The sequence below is a fragment of the uncultured Campylobacter sp. genome, from assembly GCF_938045205.1.
GTDB lineage: Bacteria > Campylobacterota > Campylobacteria > Campylobacterales > Campylobacteraceae > Campylobacter_B.
In genome coordinates this window covers 1-1,598 of sequence record NZ_CALIMY010000118.1, presented here as the reverse complement: position 1 = coordinate 1,598, position 1,598 = coordinate 1, and the positions used below count along the sequence as shown (strand labels likewise).

Annotated in this window: 1 protein-coding gene; it reads right to left on the bottom strand. The window is 48.5% G+C overall.

Going from position 1 to position 1,598, the window contains the following annotated elements; genetic code table 11:
* Nucleotides 1-786 precede the first annotated feature (786 nt).
* Nucleotides 787-1,598, bottom strand: an 812-nt coding sequence (locus Q0198_RS07220) for an N-acetylmuramoyl-L-alanine amidase (RefSeq protein ID WP_297896496.1), incomplete at its 5' end; no start/stop codon positions are given.

Sequence of the window (1,598 nt, the reverse complement as noted above, 5' to 3'; positions counted from 1 at the left end):
CGTGGCGTTTAGCAGCGCGCCTAGGATTTTGATTTCGGCGAAAAGATTTGGATTGACGCGCGAAGTGATGTAGAGCGCTAGCGCAACGGCTGCGAAAAGCAGGATCAAAAATACGATTTTTTTCATTTTGGACCTTTTAAATTTTATCTTTAAATTTACGATTCAGCTGCACCTTTAATGCACATAGAGCGCAGGCATCGGCGCGTTGCAACTGCCGCGTTCGCAGCATTACGCAAATATCGCGCCCTACGAACATAGCGTGAAATTCTAAGGCGCGACTGCGTCGTTGTGCGACTATAGCGATACACACGCTCATAACTTAAACGCAATCCTAATTGAACGGACGCGGCTTGAAACACGACTTGCGTTAGCGCGACTAAATCGCTATTTTCGCGCGGCTTAAATGTGATTCTGTCGGTAAATTTTACTGCCAGCCGCACTCTGCTGCGTAGAGCTGCGCCAAGTCCGTGCTTTAAAATTTTATGCCGAGCCGCGTTAAAATTCCGCGCCTAAGCTGTATATATCCCTAGCTCGTGGCGCCGCAAGACGCTCCGTAAAATTTACCTGCCCGTAGTAAATATTTTGCACGCGAGCGAATTTTGAACCCAAGCACCGCACGTTTTGCTTTAAATTTAGCGCGGCGGGCTTTAAAATTTTAAATTTACCGCCTTCGCGCTCTGTTTATCGCAAGATCTATGCCGCTCGCTAAACTATATATGCGGAGTAAATCTTGGCGCCAAAATAAAATTTCATCTAGCTCGTAAAATCGCAACGCATAAAATTTTATCACTTGTTTTTCTGAAAGTACGCATCCACGCCGTTTGCGATACCCTGAGCGATGCGGTCTTGATAGGCGCTTTTGCCTAAATTTTTACCCTCCTGCGGGTGCGTGATGTAGCCCATCTCCACGAGCACCGCGGGCATCGTAGCGCCCACCAACACCCAAAATGGCGCCTCGCGCACGCCTCCGTCTCTGCTTGAGAAGCTCTTTTTGACCGAGCTTAGCATATAGCTTTGAATATCGATGGCAAGCTTGTTTGAAGAGATTATCTTCTCGCGGTTTAAAAAATTTAGGAAGGTCTGCTTCGAGAAGGTATTCATATCCTCCAAATCGCCCCTGTTTTCGAGCGCGGCGGCGTTTTTACTGCGCTCGCTTCTAGCCGGGCTTAAGAAAAAGGTCTCCACGCCGCTCATTTTGGATGCCGCGCTGGCGTTAGGAGCGGCATTTGCGTGGATCGAAATAAACATATCAGCATTTCTTTTAGCGGCGAAAGCAGTACGCGATCGTAGATTTATAAAAACGTCGGTGCTGCGTGTATAAAGCACCTTGTAGCCGCGCTTGGTAAGCAGCGCACCGAGTTTTTTGGATGTGGCTAGCACGACGTTTTTTTCCTTCAGCCCGTTTCCGACCGCGCCAGAATCGCTGCCGCCGTGACCGGGGTCGATTACGATGAGCTTGCCTTTAGTGGATTTGTAAATTTTACTGGCAGCCACGGAGACCGATTTGGCGCCTTGAGACTCATCTATCGTGCTAATTTGCGGTTCGCTATCTTGCTCGCGTTCGCGATTGCGCACTGATTTTTGATCCTTGCTTTTTT